15 protein-coding genes are annotated in these 19,432 nt (G+C 65.8%); 5 read left to right on the top strand and 10 right to left on the bottom strand.

All coding sequences use genetic code 11. The features are described 5' to 3' along the window. Positions 1–10: 10 nt before the first annotated feature. From SJY12_RS00295 to SJY12_RS00280, 4 genes are all read left to right on the top strand, one after another. Positions 11–2,047 carry a 3-hydroxyacyl-CoA dehydrogenase NAD-binding domain-containing protein gene (locus SJY12_RS00295; RefSeq protein WP_063506723.1) on the top strand — a complete coding sequence of 679 codons (2,037 nt, stop codon included), beginning with the start codon at positions 11–13 and terminating at the stop codon, positions 2,045–2,047. 163 nt (positions 2,048–2,210) lie between these two features. After that, positions 2,211–4,946: a TonB-dependent receptor gene (locus tag SJY12_RS00290; protein ID WP_397505625.1), complete on the top strand. Its 2,736-nt coding sequence runs from the start codon at positions 2,211–2,213 to the stop codon at positions 4,944–4,946. 273 nt (positions 4,947–5,219) lie between these two features. Then, entirely contained in the window at positions 5,220–8,192 is a 2,973-nt protein-coding gene (locus SJY12_RS00285; protein WP_397505624.1) for a TonB-dependent receptor domain-containing protein, read from the top strand. Between the two features lie 75 nt (positions 8,193–8,267). Next, positions 8,268–9,032: an SDR family NAD(P)-dependent oxidoreductase gene (locus SJY12_RS00280; RefSeq protein WP_397505623.1), complete on the top strand. Its 765-nt coding sequence runs from the start codon at positions 8,268–8,270 to the stop codon at positions 9,030–9,032. Between the two features lie 21 nt (positions 9,033–9,053). Here SJY12_RS00280 and SJY12_RS00275 read toward each other — a convergent pair whose 3' ends face one another. The 4 genes from SJY12_RS00275 to SJY12_RS00260 are packed head-to-tail and all read right to left on the bottom strand — an operon-like array spanning position 9,054 to position 13,318. After that, entirely contained in the window at positions 9,054–10,463 is a 1,410-nt protein-coding gene (locus SJY12_RS00275; RefSeq protein ID WP_397505622.1) for an efflux transporter outer membrane subunit, read from the bottom strand. Continuing rightward, positions 10,460–11,440: an efflux RND transporter periplasmic adaptor subunit gene (locus SJY12_RS00270; protein ID WP_050599126.1), complete on the bottom strand. Its 981-nt coding sequence runs from the start codon at positions 11,438–11,440 to the stop codon at positions 10,460–10,462. Before SJY12_RS00270 ends, SJY12_RS00275 begins: the two co-directional genes overlap by 4 nt. 1 nt (position 11,441) lies before the next feature. Next, entirely contained in the window at positions 11,442–12,173 is a 732-nt protein-coding gene (locus SJY12_RS00265) for an ABC transporter ATP-binding protein (RefSeq protein WP_197458245.1), read from the bottom strand. A gap of 11 nt (positions 12,174–12,184) precedes the next feature. Then, a complete protein-coding gene (locus SJY12_RS00260) occupies positions 12,185–13,318 on the bottom strand; it encodes an ABC transporter permease (protein WP_397505621.1) in 1,134 nt (377 codons plus the stop codon). Positions 13,319–13,389: 71 nt separating this feature from the next. Between SJY12_RS00260 and SJY12_RS00255 the strand changes: the two genes are divergently transcribed. Further along, positions 13,390–14,016: a TetR/AcrR family transcriptional regulator gene (locus tag SJY12_RS00255; protein ID WP_063510699.1), complete on the top strand. Its 627-nt coding sequence runs from the start codon at positions 13,390–13,392 to the stop codon at positions 14,014–14,016. Positions 14,017–14,066: 50 nt separating this feature from the next. Here SJY12_RS00255 and SJY12_RS00250 read toward each other — a convergent pair whose 3' ends face one another. Genes SJY12_RS00250 through SJY12_RS00225 form a run of 6 tightly spaced genes read right to left on the bottom strand, consistent with a single transcriptional unit; the run spans position 14,067 to position 19,431 of the window. Further along, positions 14,067–14,894 carry a flagellar motor protein MotB gene (locus tag SJY12_RS00250; RefSeq protein WP_050599122.1) on the bottom strand — a complete coding sequence of 276 codons (828 nt, stop codon included), beginning with the start codon at positions 14,892–14,894 and terminating at the stop codon, positions 14,067–14,069. Position 14,895: 1 nt separating this feature from the next. Beyond that, on the bottom strand, positions 14,896–15,759 hold the full coding sequence (motA, locus tag SJY12_RS00245; RefSeq protein WP_050599121.1) for a flagellar motor stator protein MotA: 864 nt from the start codon (positions 15,757–15,759) through the stop codon (positions 14,896–14,898). Between the two features lie 27 nt (positions 15,760–15,786). Further along, the gene (locus SJY12_RS00240) at positions 15,787–16,698 is read right to left on the bottom strand and encodes a flagellar biosynthesis protein FlgL (protein ID WP_063507015.1); all 912 of its coding nucleotides are present in this window, start codon (positions 16,696–16,698) and stop codon (positions 15,787–15,789) included. Further along, entirely contained in the window at positions 16,695–18,035 is a 1,341-nt protein-coding gene (flgK, locus tag SJY12_RS00235) for a flagellar hook-associated protein FlgK (protein ID WP_397505620.1), read from the bottom strand. Before flgK ends, SJY12_RS00240 begins: the two co-directional genes overlap by 4 nt. Beyond that, complete coding sequence (locus SJY12_RS00230; RefSeq protein ID WP_082835470.1) at positions 18,035–18,337, bottom strand: rod-binding protein; 303 nt, start codon at positions 18,335–18,337, stop codon at positions 18,035–18,037. The genes flgK and SJY12_RS00230 overlap by 1 nt, the downstream gene beginning before the upstream one ends. Next, positions 18,334–19,431 (bottom strand): flagellar basal body P-ring protein FlgI, encoded by a 1,098-nt coding sequence (locus SJY12_RS00225; RefSeq protein WP_397505619.1) that lies wholly within the window; start codon positions 19,429–19,431, stop codon positions 18,334–18,336. Before SJY12_RS00225 ends, SJY12_RS00230 begins: the two co-directional genes overlap by 4 nt. Position 19,432: the final 1 nt, after the last annotated feature.

The following is a 19,432-nucleotide window of genomic DNA, read 5'->3' as shown; positions in this document are numbered from 1 at the left end:
GGAGAAACCGATGACGTCCCCCATTCGCACCGAACGCCATGACAATGTTCTGGTGGTCATTTCCGACAATCCGCCGGTCAACGCGCTGGGCCAGGCCGTCCGCGCCGGGCTGAAGGACGCGATCGAGGAAGCGCTGGCGGACGATGGCGTCGAGGCGGTGGTCATCCGCTGCGACGGGCAGACCTTCTTCGCCGGGGCGGACATCACCGAATTCGGCAAGCCGCCGGTCGGGCCCAACCTGCCCGAAACGCTCGACGCGATGGAAGCGAGCGACAAGCCGGTCGTGGCCGCGATCCACGGCACGGCGCTGGGCGGCGGGTGCGAAGTCGCGCTGGCCTGCCACTACCGCGTCGCGGTGCCCAGCGCCAAGATGGGGCTGCCAGAAGTGAAGCTCGGGCTGATCCCCGGGGCTGCGGGGACGCAGCGCCTGCCGCGCCTGATCGGCGCCGAAGCCGCGCTGCCGCTGGTCGTGGGCGGCAATCCGATCCCTGCCAAGAAGGCCGAGGCGATCGGCCTGCTCGACGCGCTCGTGGGCGAAGACAGTCTCGAAGCCGATGCGATCGCCTTCGCCAGGTCGAAGATCGGCCAGCCGGTGCCGCGTTCGTCGGAAGGCAAGGCCAATGAGGACGGCGTGCGCGATCCCGACCTGTTCGACCGTTTCCGCGCCTCGCAGGCGCGCAAGATCCGCGGCTTCGACGCACCCAATGCCGCGATCGAGGCGGTCAAGGCCGCCGGGCAGATGTCCTATGCCGACGGGGTGAAGAAGGAACGCGAGCTGTTCACCGAGCTCATGACCGGCACGCAGAGCGCGGCCATGCGCCATTATTTCTTCGCCGAACGCGCTGCGAACAAGATCGACGACGTGCCCAAGGACACGCAGCTCATCCCGATCAAGAAGGTCGGCGTGATCGGCGCCGGCACGATGGGCGGCGGCATCGCGATGAACTTCCTGTCGGCCGGCATCCCCGTGACGATCCTCGAGATGGCGCAGGACGCGCTCGATCGCGGCACCGGGATCATCCGCAAGAACTACGAAGCGACCGCGAAGAAAGGCCGCATGTCGCCCGAGCAGGTCGAGCAGGCGATGGGCCTGCTGACCCCGACGCTGGCCTATGAAGACCTCGCCGATTGCGACCTGGTGATCGAGGCCGTCTTCGAGGACATGAAGGTCAAGAAAGAGGTGTTCTCGAAGCTCGACGAGGTGGTCAAGCAGGGTGCGATCCTGGCCTCGAACACCAGTTATCTCGATGTCGACGAGATCGCCACGGCAACACAGCGGCCGGGCTATGTGGTGGGGCTCCACTTCTTCTCGCCGGCGAATATCATGAAGCTGCTCGAAGTCGTCCGCGGCAAGGAAACGCGGCACGATGTGTTGGCCACGGTGATGAAGCTGTCGAAGAAGATCGGCAAGGTCGCGGCGGTGTCGGGCGTGTGTCCCGGCTTCATCGGCAACCGCATGCTGTCGAAGCGGCAGGAACAGGCGAACGAACTGCTGATGGAAGGCGCCAATTACTGGGAAGTCGATGACGTCCTGCTCGACTTCGGCTTTCCGATGGGCCCGTTCCAGATGGCCGACCTCGCCGGTATCGACATCGGCTGGCACCGCGATCCGAGCAAGGTGACCACCATCCGTGAAGCGCTGTGCGCGGCGGGACGGTTCGGGCAGAAGGCCGGCAAGGGTTTCTACGACTACGACGAGGCGCGCAACCGCACGCCGTCGGACGAGGTCAAGCAGATCATCGCCGATTTCGCGGCACAGGAGGGCAAGCCGCAGCGCGCGATTTCGAAAGACGAGATCCGCGAACGGCTGCTTTATCCGATGGTCAACGAGGGCGCCGAAATCCTCGATGAAGGCATGGCCCAGCGCGCCAGCGACATCGACGTGGTGTGGATCAACGGTTATGGCTGGCCGCTCTACACCGGCGGACCGATGTTCTGGGCGCAGACGATCGGGCTGGATACGGTGGTCGCCGGGCTGGAGCAGCACGGACTGCCGGTGAGCAACTATCTGCGCGCGCGAGCCGAAGACAGCGGAAAGTTCGCCTGACCTTCATCGAATCTGCGACATAATTGAAACGCCGGTATGGAAATCGGTCGAACGGTGAAGTCGTTCGTCCGCTGCGCCTTGACAGCGCCCGCCATGCCCGTTTGAACTGCAAAAAAACAACAAATGGGCCCGGTGTGTGCCGGGCCCGGTGAGAGGAGAAAAAATGAGTAAATTCGGTTTACGCCACCAATGCGCCTTCGGTGCCCTCGCCTGTGCGCTGGCGCTTACCCCGGCCATGGCCCAGGCGCAGGATGCAGCAACAAGTGTCGATGATACCGACCTAATCGACAATGCCGAAGTCGATGGCGGCAATGTCATCATCGTGCGCGCGCAGGGCCGCGAACAGGCGCTGTCCGACGTTCCGGTCGCGGTCTCGGCAGTGTCGGGCGAAATGCTCGAGAAATCGGGCGTGGCCGACATTCGCGACCTCAACCAGGTCGCGCCTTCGCTGCTGGTCTCCTCGACCGGTAACGAAGCCAATGGTTCGGCCCGTATTCGTGGCATTGGTACGGTCGGCGACAACCCCGGCCTCGAAAGCTCGGTCGCGGTCTTCGTCGACGGCGTCTATCGCTCGCGCTCGGGCAATGCGCTGTCCGAACTCGGACCGCTCGACCGGGTCGAGATCCTCCGCGGCCCGCAGGGCACGCTGGGCGGCCGCAACTCCTCGGCCGGCCTGATCAACATCTACACCGCCCCGCCCGAGTTCGAATTCTCGGGCTACGGCGCCTTCACCTATGGCAATTACGACGCGATCAAGGTCGAAGCCGGAATCAACGCGCCGCTGGGCGATACGGTCGCCGCGCGGATCGACGGCGTCTATTTCGAGCGCGACGGCTTCTACAACGATGTCGTCAACGATGTGCGGATCAACGACCGCGACCGCTATCTCGTGCGCGGCCAGCTGCTGTTCGAACCGACCAGCGATCTCAGCATCCGCCTCGTTGGCGATTATTCGAACAAGGACGAGGCGTGCTGCGCCGCAACCTTCGTCCAGCCCGAATTTGCGCCGCTCGCACGCGTATCGCCCGGGCTCGACCGGTACAACCGCCCCGAAGGCGGCCCCGCCCTCACCAGCACCGACAATCCGATCATCCCGATCCTGCTCGGGCTCGGGCAGGATCCGCGCGGGCTGACGCAGTCGACTTTCAACCGCGATATCTACGTGTCTCCCGGCCGCTCCTACCAGGGCGAGACCGAAGACTGGGGCATTTCGGGCGAAGTGAACTGGAGTTTCGGCGATGTGACGCTGACCTCGATCACCGGCTATCGCGAATATTCGAACTTCCAGGGTTCGGACACCGACTACACGCAGGTCGACCTGCTGTACCGTGCCCCCGGCCCCGATGCCGGCGCGCGTGAATTCAAGACCTTCACGCAGGAATTCCGCCTCAACGGCACGGCATTCAACGACACGCTCGACTGGCTGATCGGCGCCTATTACGCCAATGAAAAGCTGGAAACGCGCGACAACCTGCGGTTCGGCAACGATTACGGCACTTTCGCCAACTGCCGTATCGCGCTGGCGATCAACCCCGCGCTGGCCAACCCGTCGGCCGACAACTGCCTGGGTGCCAATGTCGCCGCGCTGGACGGGACGCTTACCGGCACTCCGGCATTCGGACCGGCAACGCCGCTGATCATCGCCGGGATGAACAATCTGGCGCAGGTGCGCGATATCGGCAGCAATGGCGACCGGTACAACCAGACGAGCGAGAACTTCGCGGTCTTCACGCACAACATCGTCCACGTCACCGACACGGTCGATCTGACGCTTGGCCTTCGTTACACCAACGAAACCAAGGATTTCGACGCAGCCTTCAGCAATGACAACGTGTTCTGCCCGCAGAGCCGCGCGCTGCTGGACGGCCTTCTGGCGACCCCGCTTGGTGGTCTCGCGGCCGGCCTCATCGGCCTGTCGTGCCAGGGCAACTCGACTGCCGAACTCGACGGCGTGACGCTGTCGGACCAGCGCAAGGAAGACGAGTTCACCGGTACCGCGATCCTCAGCTGGAAGCCCGATCCCGACTGGATGGTCTACGGCTCCTACTCGAAGGGCTACAAGGCCGGCGGCTTCAATCTCGATCGCTCGGCGCTCGCTCTGCCGGTCGAATTCGACGCTGCCACTCTGGACCCCAGCGCGCTGCAGTTCGACGCCGAAACGGTCGATGCCTTCGAAGTGGGCGTGAAATATTCGGCCCGCGACTGGGGCTTCAGCGTTGCCGCGTTCCGCCAGGAGTTCTCCAACTTCCAGCTGAACACCTTCAACGGCACGGTCTTCCTGGTCCAGAACATCAATGGCTGTGACACCGATCTCGGCGGGGCCGATCGCGATGGCGACGGAACCACCGGAAGCTGCGCTGCCGAAAACGTCGCTCCGGGCGTGATCGCGCAGGGTGTCGAGTTCGAGGCATCGGTCAGCCCGATCCGCGACCTCACCATGACGATGGGTCTCACCTATGCCGATACCAGCTACGAGGACAATCTCGTGGGCCAGGACAACGGATCGCCGCTCGATCCCGCGCTGCGGCTGCTTCCGGGCGACAATCTGTCGAACGCCCCCGAAGTGACCGCCACCGCCTCGCTCAGCTGGACCCCGCCGATCGGCAATTCGGGTCTGTCGGGCCTGTTCTTCCTGAACGCCCGCACCACCGATGATTACAACACCGGTTCGGACCTGCTGTACGGCAAGGAACAGGACGGGTTCACGCTGGTCAACGGCCGCGTCGGCATCACCGGTCCCGACCGTCGCTGGGGCGTCGAACTGTGGGCGAACAATCTGTTCGACATCGACTACAGCCAGGTGGCCTTCAACACGCCGTTCGTTGCCGAGCAGCAGACCTATTCGGCCTTCCTCGCCGAACCGCGCACCTACGGCATCACGGTACGCGCAGGCTTCTGATCGCGTCACCGATCATGAACGGGGGCCCGGCATCACTCGATGCCGGGCCCCTTTTTTGTGCGTCGAGCACGGTCGGTGGAAAAATTTCGGGCCGTAGCAATCGCGCCGCTATGCCCGCGTAACTTAAAGAGTAATTTAGAATTATCGGTATGAGCCCAGGGCGACCGATTACAAAAGGAACTTGTTGCCGACTTGACATAAAGCGAAACTGCGCATTCTCTTTCGAGTGGAAGGTACGCGATAAAAAAGACGTACCTCCAAATGGAGAGGGACATGACCAGATTCACTTTACGCCACAGTTGCGCGCTGGGCGCGCTCGCCACTGCTGCGCTTTCAGTAACCCCGGCCCTGGCCCAGGCAGAGGTCGAGACCGCCGGAGCCGCGACGCAAAATGAAAACCGCATCGTCGTTACCGGATCCTATATTCGCGGGACGCCCGAAGACGCGGCGCTGCCGGTGGATGTCTTCACCGCAGACGATCTCGCCGAACAGGGCGTCGACAGCCCGCTCGAATTCATCAAGGAACTGCCCTCGGTCGGCGCATCGTTGGGCGATACAAACCAGTTTTCCACCGACGCACAGGGTTTCCAGGGCGTCGGCTCGCTCAACCTGCGCGGGCTCGGGCCGCAGCGCACGCTGGTGCTGCTCAACGGCAAGCGCACCATCCTCAGCCCCGGCGCGGGTTTCGTCGACACCCAGCTGATGCCGCTGTTCGCGCTTGAACGGATCGAACTGCTCAAGGACGGGGCCGGTTCGACCTACGGTTCGGATGCGATCGCAGGCGTCGCCAACTTCATCACCCGCTCGACCTTCACCGGTCTCGAAGTGCAGGGTGACTACAATTTCATCGACGGTTCCGACGACAATTACAGCCTGAGCGCACTGGCCGGTGTCGAGTTGGGCGACACGGGCAATTTCGTCTTCGGCGCCGGGTGGCAGCACCGCAGCGAACTCGGCACGCCGCAGCGCGACTTCGTCAACGTCGGTTACGAAACCAATCCCTCGGCCTATTCCGCGCTGGCGACCCCGGGGCTGTTCGCAGTCTCCTATCTCGATACGGGGACCGGCACGGTCAACACGCAGATCCGGCCCGACGCGGGCTGTACCGAACTGGGCGGAACGGTCGATCTTGGCCGCTGCTATTTCACCTATGTTCCCTTCGACAACATCACCGAGGACGAGGACCGCTACCAGGCCTTCGCCGAACTCACCGTCGACCTGAGCGATACGCTGCGCTTCCGCGCCGACGCGCTCTATTCGCGCAGCGAACTGACCTCGCTCAACTATTCGCCGGCATTCCCGCCGACGCAGGGGCCGCGCGGGTCGGGCTTCGTCAGCGCGTTCAGCACCTCGCCGAACAACCCCGGCGTCGCCGCTTTCCTCGACCAGGTCGGCCTGCCGCAGAGCTCGGCAACCGATCCGATCGTGGCCATCACCAACGTGCTGTACCGGCCGTTCGGCTTCCTCGGCAATCCGCGCGATCCCGACCGCGGCGCCGGCACCGGCAGCGCAATCAACGATGCCTACCGTTTCAGCGGCGGGCTGGAGTTCGCGCTGAGCGATACGCTGCGGCTCAATGTCGACGGCACCTTCTGGGAATCGAAGCGTGACTTCTACACCCCCGGGATCATCGGGTCGCGCCTGCAAGCGGCGCTGAACGGTTTTGGCGGTCCCGACTGCGATGGCACCACCCCGGGCGCAAATGGCTGCCAGTGGTTCAACCCCTTCGCCAACGCCGGTCCGGGCAATGGTTCGTTCAACATCGCCAACCCGTTCTACGTGCCGGGCAATGACAACAGCAAGGAGCTGGTGGCGTGGCTGCAGGTCCCCAACGGCACGCGCGAAGAGGAATCGCAATTCGTCTTCGATTTCGTCCTGGCGGGCGAAACCGGGCTCACCTTCTCCGGGGGGCCGCTGGCCTTCGCCGTGGGCGCCCAGTTCCGCGACAATCGCTATACCAGCGATCCCTACAACGATGAATCGAACGTCGATGTGAACCCGTGTTTCATCGAAGGCGACCAGAGCTGCGTGGGCACGACCACCGAAGGGGTGGGCCCGTTCATCTTCCTTGGCGGTTCGCGCCCGGTGAAGCTGCAGCAGGACGTCTACGCGTTCTTCGCCGAAGTGAACGCGCCGATCACCGACCGGCTCGAACTGTCGGCGGCCGTCCGCTTCGAGGATTACGGCAGCCCGATCGGTTCGACGATCAATCCCAAGGGCTCGGCGCGCTTCGAAGTGACCGACTGGCTGACCCTGCGCGGATCGGTGGGGACCACCTTCCGCGGCCCGCTGGCATCGAACGTGTCGCCCAATTTCGTGACTGCGCTCGAAGGCTTCACCGCGGCAGGCGGCAATTACAAGTCGAAGGACATCTACGGCAACCCGACCGATCTCGATCCCGAAACCGCCTTCACCTACAATATCGGGGCGATCATTTCCGCACCGGTCGGCGGCGGCAACGTGACCTTCTCGGTCGACTACTGGTCGATCGACCTCGAAGACCGCATCACCACCACGCCGGGGAATGCGATCGCGAGCTTCGTGGGCAATTTCCAGACCACCGGGCAGGCCCCGGTCGACTGTTCGAGCCCGCTGGCCAATCTGATCACCTTCTCGAACAACCAGTGTATCCAGGGCACGACGCTGGGGATCGACATCAGCCGCGTGCGGACCGATTTCGTCAATGGGCCCGACGTCAAGATCGCCGGTCTCGACTTCGCGCTCAACGCCAGCTTCCCGCTGGGCGACCGTGCGGATCTGAGCTTCGGCACCAATGCGGTGTGGAACCTCGATTACAGCTTCGACGATTTCATCGTCCAGGGCGTGAACGTGCAGCCCGCCTATGACGCGGTGGGCTTCGGCAATTATTTCCGCGATCCGAACACGGTTCCGGAATGGCGCGCCAATGCGTTCGTCAATCTCGGGTTCGGCGATTTCAACGCGCGCTATTCGGTCCAGCACATCGACGGGGTGACCGACGATCGCTGCGTCGATCGCGATCCGTGCTTCAGCACGGGCGGCGGCGTGGGCACCAATTTCGGGGTCGAAAGCGGTTCCTACACGCAGCACGACTTCTCGGTGGCCTACGATCTCGCGATCGCGGGGGCCGACGTCCAGCTTCAGGCCGCAGTAGAAAACTTCACCGATGCCGAACCGGCCGAAGCGCAGCTTCCGCTTGGCTACAACCCGTTCATCGGCAATGCCATCGGACGCAATTACCGCCTCGGTATCCGTACCCGCTTCTGAGCAAACGGACCGCACCTACCGGGGGGCCTGCAGCGACAGCTTCGGGCCCCTCAACTTATGCAAGGGGAACCAATCATGTCGCCATTCGACCTGACCGGAAAAGTCGCGATCGTCACCGGATCGAGCCGCGGGATCGGCCGCGCCATCGCCGAAGGGCTGGCCGCGCAGGGCGCCCGCGTGGTGATCTCGAGCCGCAAGCAGGATGCCTGCGAGGCGGTCGCCGCCGAAATCAACGCCTCGCATGGCGATGGCAGCGCCGTGGCAATCGCGGCGAGCATTTCGGAAAAGGCGCAGCTCGAAGACCTGTTCGCGCAGACCGTCGCTCGGCTCGGCCCGGTCGACATCCTCGTCTGCAATGCGGCCAGCAATCCCTATTACGGCTCGATGGACGGGATTGCCGACGAACAGTTCCGCAAGATCCTCGACAACAACGTCATCTCGAACCACTGGCTGATCCAGCTGGCGCTGCCCGCCATGCGCGACAAGGGCGACGGGGCGATCGTCATCATCAGCTCGATCGGCGGGCTGCGCGCGTCGACGACCATCGGTGCCTATTGCATTTCCAAGGCTGCGGATTTCCAGCTGGTGCGCAATTACGCCGCGGAGAACGGCAAGCACGGGATCCGCATCAACGGGATCGCCCCGGGGCTGGTGAAGACCGATTTCGCCAAGGCATTGTGGGACAATCCCGATGCGCTGGCGGCGACCGAGAAGGCGCTGGCCATGCGGCGCATCGGCGAGCCCGAGGATATCGCCGGGGCCGCGGTCTATCTGGCGTCGCCCGCCGCGAAATGGACCACCGGGCAGACCATCGTGGTCGATGGCGGCGCGACGATCTAGCCCCGCATCGCGGCAGGCAGGCTAGCGCAGTGTGCCGCCGCCCAGCGCCTGCCACAGCAGCACCCGGGCGCGCCGCGCGCGGCCCTGCGCCGCGGCGGCGCGTTCACCGCTGGCATCGGCAGCGCGCCGCGCATCGAGCACGGTGAGGAAATCGGCGAGCCCGGCCTCGAAACGCGCATTGGCCAGCCGCGCGGCACGCTGCAATGCCGCGGCCTCACGCGTGGTCGCCGCGGCCTCGGAATCCGCAGTCGCGACCACGCCATAGGCCGTCTCCGCATCGCCCAGCGCGGTGTAGACCGCACCGCGATAGGCTTCGAAGGCCGCGCGCTTGCCCGCTGCCGCACCGTCGATCTCCGCCGCGATCCGCCCGAAATCGAGCAGCGGCCCGGCAATCGATCCGGCCAGGCTGCCCACGAGCGATTCATTGTCGAACACATCGCCGATGCCGAAGGCGAGCAGGCCGATCGCGCCTGACAGGTCGAACACGGGGAACCGCCGCCGCGCCGCAGCTGCCAGAGCGGCATCGGCCGCGGCCAGATCGGCTGCCGCGGCAATCACGTCGGGCCGGTTGGCAAGCAGCACCGACGGCAAGGTCGCTGGCGGGGGCGGATCGAGCGCCGCGGGATTTTCCTGCGCCAATGCAGCACGGACCTGCGCCCCGCCCTGCGCGGTCAGCGTGACCAGCCGGCCGAGGAGGCGCGCGCGCTCGCTTTCCAGCGCGACCAGCCGGCTGCGCGAGCCCGCCGCCGAGCCTTCGGCGCGCACCCGGTCGAAACCGGGCGCGATCCCTGCGCGCTCGCGCACACCGGCCAGCCGGGCGAGTTCTTCGGCCGATGCCAGATCGCTGCGAATTTCGCGTTCACGCGCTGCAAGCGTGCGCCAGTCGATCACGCTTGCCGCGATTTCCGCCAGCAGCGCGATCCGCACCGCGCGGGCGCGCGCATTGGCGGCATCGAAGCGTGCCAGCGCGCCGCGCTCCTGCGCGCGCAGCCGGCCGAACAGGTCGAGATCCCAGCGGGCAGTGACATTGGCAGCGTAGGACACCCGCTCGGCGTCGAAGGAAATTCCCGGCGGCAGCCCCCCGCCGAAAGAGCCGGGATTGCTGCGCTGCCCGGTGACCGAGCCGTTCGCGCCGATCTCCGGCAGCCGCTCGGCGCCCGCGCGATCCGCCCCGGCGCGCGCTTCCTCGACGCGTGCGGCCGCTTCGCCCAGCGTCGGCGAGGAGGCCAGCGCCTGCGCCGCCAGCGTATCGAACGCCGGATCCGCGACCGGCATCAGCGCCGCCAGCGATGCGCTGGCTGAAGGATCGGGCGCAAACAGGAACGCGTCCGGCAACACCGGAACGGGCGTGGCCACTTCGGGCGGCGGCCCGGCCGCGCAGGCGGTCAGCGCCAGCGCACTGGCAGCGACAAGAAACCCGCGGGCCCTCATTTCGCGGCGCCCTCGGCCGCGATATAGGCATCGACCTGCTGGCCGACACGGAACAGCCCATCGGTCTCGGGCAGTTCGTAAATCACCTGGAGCACGCGCACATCGACCCGTTCGGCCGCGCTGTTGGTGAGCGAACGCTTGGGAACCACCAGCGGTTCGGCCCGGACGAAGGACGCCCGGACCTGCCGGTCCGCCGCCCCGCGCGGGCTGACGGTGGCAGGTTCGCCCAGCGCCAGCCGGGGGGCCTGTTCCTCGTCGATATCGATCCGCACGTGCAGCGGGTCAGTCTGCCCCATTTCGATGAAGGGCTGCGCGCTGGCGCCCATGGTGCTGACATATTCGCCCTTGCGGATGTTCACCGCGAGGATCTGGCCCGCGATCGGCGCCCGCACGGTGAGCTGGGCAATCTGCGTCTGCGCCGAACCTGCGCGCGCCTGCGCTGCCTGCAGCCGCGCCTGCGCCAGCCGCAGCCGTTCATTTGCAGCAGCGGCCTCGCCTTCGGCGCGGATCACTTCGGCGCGGCTGACGGCGGCCGGATCCTCGACATTGCGATAGAGTTCGAGCTGGCTCGCCGCGGTCGCCTGCGTGCTGCGCGCCTCGGCAATCGCAGCGCGTGCTTCGGCGATCGCGGCCTCGGCCTCGCGCAATTGCGCGCGCGCCGCGCGGGCATCGACCGTGAACAGCACCTCGCCCTCGGTCACCCGGTCGCCAGGCTGGACATACAGGCCCGTGATCAGCCCCGACAGCGCCGATCCGAGCTGGATCGTCTCGCTCGACGGTTCGACCACCCCAGAACCTGCCACGCGAGCGGAATCGGCCAGCGCTTCGGGCGCCCGGGGTGGTTCGCGGCCGGGTTCGGACAAGTCCCGATCAGGCATGCCCGCCAGGATGAAGATCGCCGCGGCGATCAGGCCCAGCAGCGCCGCGACGGGCAGGATCTGGCGCGAAAAGCTGAGGTTCTTCAGGTCGAGTGCCATGTCAGTGTCCTTCGGGCATGTCCTTGCCGTCATGCGTGATCCGCCCGTCCTCGAGCACGAGGATGCGGTCCGCGAGATCGAAAATGCGGTTGTCGTGCGTGACGATGATGCAGGCGCGGTCTTCGGCCACCGCGACTTCGCGCAGGAGGTCCATCACCCGGCGGCCCGAAGAGGCGTCGAGCGCGGCGGTGGGTTCGTCGCACACCACCAGCCGTGGTTCGTGGACCAGCGCGCGCGCAATCGCCACGCGCTGCTGCTGGCCGCCCGACAGCTGATTGGGCAGCTTGGCCGCCTGATCGCCGATATTGAGCTTTTCCAGCATCGCCACCGCACGTTCGCGCGCGTCATGGCGATCCATTCCCTGCGCGATCAGCGGCACCGCGGCATTGCTGGCAGCGTCGATCGAGGGGATCAGATTGTACTGCTGGAAGATGAAGCCGATGTTCTGCAGCCGGAATTCGACCAGCTCGGTATCGGCGAGATCGTAGATATCGGTGCCGAAAACCTTCACCTCGCCCAGCGTCGGCCACAGGATGCCGCACATGATCGAGATGAGCGTGGTCTTGCCCGAGCCGCTTTCGCCGACGAGGAAAGTCAGCTCGCCCGCGCGTATGTCGAGATCGATGCCATGCAGCACGGTGATGGTCTGCTGGCCGGCCACGAAATCGCGCGTCACGCCGCGCGTGCAGATTGCCGCCTGCGGGGTGCAGCCGCCGATGGCGGCGGTGTCCATCGCCTCCCCCATCAGCGGAACACCGATGCGGGTTCGGTCTTGAGCACGTTGCGCAGCGCCAGCCACCCGGTCAGCGCGAGGATCAGCGTCACCGCGGCAAGACTGATCAGCGGGATCTGCCAGGGGATGTAGAACCCCTTGAAGGTCGGGTTGCTCGAAAAGCCCCAGATGAACAGCACGGTGCCCAATATGCCAAGGCCATAGCCAGCCAGGCCCACCAGCCCCGCCTGGGCGGCAACCATCCGGCGGATCTTGCCATTGGTCACCCCGATCGCCTTAAGCGCGCCGAATTGCTTGATATTGTCGCGGATGAACAGGCTGAAGGTCAGCCCGACGATCGCCACCCCGACCACGAAGCCTAGGGCCACCGTGATCCCGAAATTGAGCGGGATACCGGTGTTCTCGATGATGAAATCGATCCCGTCCTGCGCGAATTCGTCGCGAGTCCGGGCCCTGAGGCCGGTTTTCCGCTCGATTCGTTCGGCCAGCGCCGCGGCCTGCTGCGGCTGCTGCGCGCCGACCAGCACGAAGGACAGGCGGTTGCGCGTGCCGGGCACGAAGTTCAGCGCCTGGCTGTACTTGGTATACAGCACCACCGTGCTGGTGAAGCTGGGCACCGCATCGGCGATGCCGCGGATCACGGCGCGCTGGTCGTTCAGTTCAAGCCGTTCGCCGATGGGCGACTGGCCCGGGAACATGCGGGTGGTGCCGACGTCATCGATGATCACGCTGTCGGGCTGCGACAGGACTTCGGTCGACCCCTCGATCATGCGCTTGGGCAGGCCGATCAGCGTCGCATCGTCGACCCCGATCACCGCCACGCCTTCGAGATCGCCGTCGCGCGTGCGCACGCTGGCCTGCGCCCGGATGTGCGGGACCGCCCATTCGACCCCCGGGACGCTGCGCACCTTGTCGAGCGCGGTGGAGGGCATTGCATAGGCCACATCGGTGGTGCGGCTGACCGGGTCCATCACCCAGACATCGGCGCTGGAGACGTTGTAGACCCCGCTCGCGCCGCGTTCGATCAGATTGACGAAGATGGTCAGCTGCTGGGTGATCAGCAGGGTGGAAAAGGCAATGCCGAATACCAGCCCGTAGAACTTCTGGGCGTTGCCGGTCAGCATCCTGATCGCAATCCAGAGCACGCTTGCTTGCCTTCCCTCCAGCACTCGTTCATTACTGAACGACAGCGTTCAAGTGAACGGAGGCGTTCAGATTGTCAAGAAACGATGCCAAGCGGCCTGGCCGGCCCACTGACGAGGCCAAGCGCGACGCCATCCTCGGCGCTGCGGGCGCCAGCTTCCTCGAGCATGGTTTCGCCGCCAGTTCGATCGAGCAGATCGCCGCTGACGCAGGCGTGTCCAAGGTTACGGTCTACAACCGCTTCGGCGACAAGCGCGGCCTGTTCGCTGCCGCGGTCGAGCGCGAATGCGAACAGATCAGCACGGCCCTGGCCGTCCCCGAACTGCCCAGCGGGGCATTGCGCGCCCGCCTGACGACGATCGGCGAGGCGATGGTGGCGTTTCTTTCACGCCCTGAATTCATCCGCTTCGAACGGCGCGTTGCCGCCGAGACCGAGCATGACCCGGCGATCGGCGCGGCCTTCCTCGCCGCCGGGCCGCACCGAATGAAACGGGCCTTTGCCGAACTGATCGCGGCGATGGGCGAAGCCGGCGAACTGACGGTCGACGACCCCGAACTGGCAGCCGAGCAATTCGCCAGCATGTGCAAGGGCATGGGCGATCTCGAACGGCGCTTCGGCGCACCGGTCGATGACGCGCGCAACCGCGAACGGATCGCTGGCGCGGTCGAGGTTTTCTGCCGCGCTTACGCAGCGGACTGACCCCGATCTACCGCAAGATTGAGCGCTGGCAGTAGCCGCGGGCGCGGCCATTAGTTCTCGAGCGAGATCGATATGCGGCGATTGCGCGGGTCCGCCGGGTTGTCGGCGATCAGCGGTTCGGTATCGGCCACGCCCTCGATCCGGCGGAAGCGGTCGCGCGATATGCCGTGCCGGATCAGGTTCTGGCGCGTTGTTTCCGCCCGGCCTGCCGACAGCGACCAGTTGTTGACCCGGCTCGGATCGCGATATTTGAGTGCGTCGGTGTGGCCTCGCACGGTGATCTTGCCGCCTTCGGGGACGATCGCCTGGGCGACCAGATCGAGCAGGTCGCGCGCGTCGGGGGTCAGCACCGTCGTGCCGAGCGAGAACATCGAGAAATCGGCATCGTCGACCAGATCGATCCGGATGCCGGTGGTGGTCGGGATCATGCGCACCTGATGCATCAGCCGCTTGAGCCGTTCCTTTTCGGCGATCGCCTCGGCGACCCGTTCCTGGATCCGCTTGATGCTGGCAGCGCCCTCGCGCGGGCCGCCGGTCGCATCGCGCGGAACGGTCAGGGTCTGCGTCCCCGTCTGCCCTGCGGCGTGCGGGTAGTTGTCGACATCGACCAGCGAGGAACCGCCCAGCACCCCATCGGCGCCCGCGCTCTGTTCCTTGGTCTTGACCAGGGTCGGGGTGAAATAGTCCGCCAGCCCCTTGCGCTGGTCTTCGGTGGTCGCGCCAAGCAGCCAGAGCAGCAGGAAGAAGGCCATCATCGCGGTCACGAAATCGGCATAGGCGACTTTCCAGGCGCCGCCGTGATGACCCGCCTCGATGACGGTCACCTTCTTGACGATGATCGGGGCGGGATCGTTGCGACCCTCGGCTGCGGTGGCCATCCTACCTACCCCGCAACGCGTCGAGCAATTCGTTCAGCCCCGGGCGCACCGTATGGCCCAGACCCGACCGCGCGCTTTCGACGACCAGCGGCTGCGGATGGCCATAGAGCGAAGCGATGATCACCTGCTTGACCGCATGGAAGATCTGTTCGTCCTGTTCGAGCACCTGCTTGAGCCGGCCGGCCAGCGGACCGACGATCCCATAGGCCAGCAGCACGCCGAGGAAGGTGCCGACCAGCGCCGCGCCAATCATCTTGCCAAGGATTTCGGGGGGCTTGTCGATCGAGCCCATGGTCTTCACCACGCCGAGGACGGCGGCGACGATGCCGAGGGCCGGCAAGGCGTCCGACAGCGTCTGCAGGTTGTGCTGCGGTTCGTGCATCTCGTGGAAATGCGTCTTCATCGCATTGTCCATCACCTCTTCCACGGCATGCGTTTCGAGCGTTCCCGAAGACACCACCAACAGCGTCAGCGTGTCGCAGATCAGCGCGATCAGCGCTTCGTTCTTGAGCAGGTTGGGATAGGCACTGAAGACGGTCGAGTTGGCGGGATCCTCGAGATGGCTTTCCAGCGCGACGGGACCATCGTTCTTGAGCATGCGCATCAGCTGGGTGGTCAGCGCGATCGCATCGACATGATCCTGCTTGTCGTGCTTCGGCCCCTTGAAGATCTTGCCCATCGCGGTGCCCAGCGCCTTCAGCCCGTCGAGCGAGTTGCCGGCCACCAGCGCCCCGGCGGCGGCGCCGCCGATGATCAGCATTTCGTAGGGCATGGCCGCCATGACGGGGCCCAGCGCGCCGCCACTGAGCATGAAGCCGCCAAAGACCATGACGAGCAGGACGATGATGCCGATAATCGCGTACATTGGAATTCTACCTCGGGTTTGGCGCGATCAGCGCAGCAATGAGAACAGCGAGAGGTTGGCCAGGCGGACAAAGCTGGCCTGGCTGGCCTCGAGTACGGTGAGCGTTTCCTGCAGCCTGCTCATCGTCACGGCGATATCCGCCCCGCCCACGCTAGAGCGTTCATCGGCCGTGCGTTCGGCATTGACCTCGCGCCGTTCGCTCATGAGATCGACCCAGTTGAGCCGCGAACCGATAACCGTCTGCGCGGTGGTGACCTTTTCCAGGCCCGCATCGAGTTCGCCCAGCGCGGCGGAACTGGCGCTGATCGCATCGGCTCCCCCCGTTGCGAGAGCTGCTGCGAGATTGCCCAGCACGGCAAACAGGTCGCTCGGACCATTGGCGGTATCGAAATTGAAGACGTCGGGTCCGGTAAGCCCCGGCAAGACCGACTGGCCTTCGCCGATCTCGACCGGCGTAACCCCGCCGGTGCCGACGTAGTCGATGCCCGTGCCATTATCGGTATAGGCCTGGCCGGCAGTCTGGCCGCCCAGCAGTGCATGGCCGGAAATGTTGCGGCTGTTGGCCAGCAGCACGAGGTTCTCGCGCAGGCTGGCGATTTCGGTCCCGATCGTCGCGCGCTGATCGTCGTTCAGCGTAGTGGATGCGGCCTGCACGGCCAGTTCGCGCACCCGGACCACGAGGTCGGCGATCGAGCCGAGCGTCTCGTCGGTCAGCGCCAGATTCGCTTCCGCCAGCTCGGAATTGCGCGTGTCGACCTGGCTGATGCGATCGGTGCGCGCCAGCATCCGCAGCCGCGCGGCTGCCACCGGATCATCGGACGAGCGCTGAAGCCGTTCGCCCGTACCGATCTGCTGTTGCAGCGTTTCGGCCTGCGCGCGCAGCCCACCGATCTGGCTGGTGCTACGCTCGTAGAATGCGCCGGTACTCAGATTGATCATCGCCCGATCCCCAGGAGAGTGTCGAATATGTCGCTGGCGGTCTGCATCGCCCGGCCCGAGGCCTGGAAGGCCTGCTGGAACCGGATCAGATTGGCCGCCTCGGTATCGAGGTCCACGCCCGATTGCTGCTCGAGCGATATCCGCGCCGACGATGCGATCGTCTGCAGCGCGCTTTGCGTGACATTGCGGCCCGCGACCTTGCTCGAGACGTCGAACAGCACCCCGTTGAGCTGCTGCGCCGGATCGAGCGTGGCAAGCGACTGGCGCAGCGCGCTGAGGTTTGCGTCATCGCGGCTGCCCGCGACCGCGCCTGCGGGCGCGGTCGCGAGCCCTTGGCCGCTGGTCATCACGACCTTGAGCGTGCCTGCCGTGGTCCCGGTAAAGATCGGCTGACCCTGCGAACCGTCGAGCGCGGAGCCCGCGGCCTGCGCATTGTTGACCGTATCGGCAATCCCCGCTGCAATCGTATCGAGCCGGGTGCGCACCGACGCGAGCTCGGTGAGGGCGAGCGCCGCACCGGCGAGGCTGCCCGATCCGGGCGCCATCGCCTGTCCGTCGACGCTGAAGCTGAGCGTGCCGTCGGCAGCAGTTGCCGAGGCCAGCGTTCCTGCGGTACCGCCCTGTACGAAGCTGCGCGGCGGATTGGTACCCAGCGACACCGCGACCGTGCCGTCAGCCGCGAACTGGGTGCCGACCGTGGTGAAGCCGGCGAGCCGTTCGAGCAGCTGGTCGCGTTGGTCGAGCAATGCGGCGCGGTCGCTGCTGCCGCTGCCTGCGCGCGTGAGGCGCAGGTTCACGCGGGCCAGTTCGCTGCCGATGACATTGGCACCGGAGACCTGCGCTTCCGCGTCGAAACGCAGGCCTTCACCCACTGCCTCGAAACCCGATGCAGTGATGTTGAACTTGTTCGCCAGCGTCTCGGCTTCGGCCACGACCGCGGCGCGGCGAGACGGGTCCACCGGATCGCTCGAAAGCTGCTGCAGCACCGCTTCGAATTCGACGATCGAATTGAACACGCCCGACTGTTCGAGCGCGCTTTCCATGTTGCGCAGGCCCTTCAGCTCGACATCGGCGCGCTGCAGATCGCCCGAGGTACGGCGCACCTCGCCCTGGAGGAAGGAATTGGCGTTGCGGCGAATTTCCGCGATGCGCGCGCCCGACAGCGAGATATCGCCGATCTGGCCGGCCCCGCCCGAGGCCGCGACCTCTTCGATCCGCAAGCTGCGACGGACATAGCCATCGCTCGATGCGTTGGCGATGTTCTGCGCCGTCACATCCAGCGCGCCGCGCGCCGCGCGCGCGCCGCTGGCGGCGATCGAGAGGAGGTCGGATGCCATCAGTCGCCACCTTCCGGCAGGAACCGGGCAAGTTGGGTTTCGATCGCGGCGGCAAAGCCAAGCTGGCCGGATTCCGCAGTGACTTCGGCAAAGCGCGCATCGCGCATCTCGCGGAAGGTATCGTCGCTTTCGCCGAACAGGTCGTTGCCGCCGAAATCGGTGCTCCGCGCGCTCGACAGCATCTGCCGCAGCAGGATGGCTTCGAACTGCTGTGCCGCTTCGCGCAGCTCGCCTCGGATGGGGGCCGCCTCGCGCTCGGGCAGCACGCTCGCGCCTGCCAGGTTGATCGGATAGGACGTCATATGATCACGAGCTCCGCGGTCAGCGATCCGGCCTGTTTGAGGCCTTCGAGAATAGCCACCAGATCGGCTGGGCTGGCACCGAGCGCATTGAGCGCATCGACGACTTCGGCCAGCGAGGCGCCGGGCCCCACGCGCGACACGACGTTTTCTTCCTGTCGGGCAGTGATGGTGCTGTTGGGTTCGAGCGCGGTCTGTCCGCGCGCAAACGGTTCGGGCTGGACCACGGCGGGGTTTTCGTCGATCCGCACGACCAGGCTGCCGTGGCTGATTGCGGCGGGTGCCAGCCGCACCGCGCTCGAAATCACGATCGTGCCGGTCCGGCTGTTGATCACGACCCGGGCCGCGCGTTCGGCCGGATTGATGTCGAGCATCTCGATCTGGGCCATGATTTCCGCACGCGTGTTTGCGCCCGGCGGCAACATCAGCGCGAGCGTGACGCCGTCCTCGACCTGCGCCATGCCGGGATACACCGCATTGATGGCATCACGGACGCGCGAGATGGTAAGGAAATCGGCCTGGTAGAGATTCCAGCGCAGAACTTCGGTGAAGTCGAAATTGCTCGCCACCGCCTGTTCGACGGTCGCCCCGTCGGCGATCCGGCCCACGGTGGGGACGTTGACGGTCAGCTTCGAGCCATCCTGCCCGGACACGCCGAGACCGCCGACAGCGAGGTTGCCCTGCGCCATCGCGTAGATCTGGCCATCCGCACCATAAAGCGGGGTCATCACCAAGGCGCCGCCGCGCAGCGACTTGGCCTTGCCCATGGTCGAAACGGTCACGTCGATCCGCTGGCCGGGCTTGGCAAAGGCGGGCAATTCGGCGGTAATGATAACCGCTGCGGCATTCTTGAGCGCCGGATTGACGCCCGGGGGCAGTTGCAGCCCCAGCCGGCCCGAAACGCCGCGCATGGCCTGCGTGGCGTAAGCGAAATTGTCATCGCCCGAGCCGTCGAGGCCGACCACGATGCCATAGCCGGTGAGCTGGTTCGAGCGCACCGACTGGAACTGGCCCAGGTCGCGAACCCGCTCGGCCGCGGCCGGGACCGGTAGCAGCGCGAGCAGCGCGAGAATGAGGAGAGCGAGACGACGGATCATG

The sequence above is a fragment of the Qipengyuania sp. R86523 genome (assembly GCF_044596365.1).
Classification (GTDB): Bacteria; Pseudomonadota; Alphaproteobacteria; order Sphingomonadales; family Sphingomonadaceae; genus Qipengyuania; species Qipengyuania citrea.
This window is presented reverse-complemented; position numbering and strand designations above follow the sequence as displayed.